At 59.6% G+C, this 428-nt stretch carries 1 protein-coding gene; it reads right to left on the reverse strand.

The window, feature by feature from the left end:
• The coding region (locus FY251_RS21620) for a GGDEF domain-containing protein (protein WP_148416957.1) at window positions 1-428 on the reverse strand (428 nt) is incomplete at both ends.

Genomic DNA, 428 nt, shown 5'->3' on the forward strand with positions numbered 1-428 from the left:
ATCACATTCAGCGGGGCATCCAGCTGATCCTGAAGGTGCTGCATGAAGGCAGGCAACGCCTCCTTGTTCAATCCCGGCAACAACACTGCATACTCGTTGCCTCCCAATCGGGCCAGGTAATCCCCTGGACTGAGCAATTCCGAGAATCGCACCGCGACCGCCGCCAGAACTGAATCACCAAAATGCGTGCCACGGGTATCGTTGAGCTCCTTGAACCTCTGGAGGTCCAGAAACACCAGGGACAGGGGTAAGCACTGCCGGTGGCACTCCACACCACGACGCTTGAGCTCTTCCATGAAGGCCACCCGGTTGGGAAGGCCGGTGACGCCGTCCTCGTAGGCCAGGGTTTCCACGTGCCGATCGTAGTGATGACGCTCGATTTCGGCGGATGCGCCGGACCCGAATATGCGCATGACGGACAGGGACAG

It is taken from the genome of Haloferax sp. KTX1 (assembly GCF_902410085.1).
GTDB lineage: Archaea > Halobacteriota > Halobacteria > Halobacteriales > Haloferacaceae > Haloferax > Haloferax massiliensis.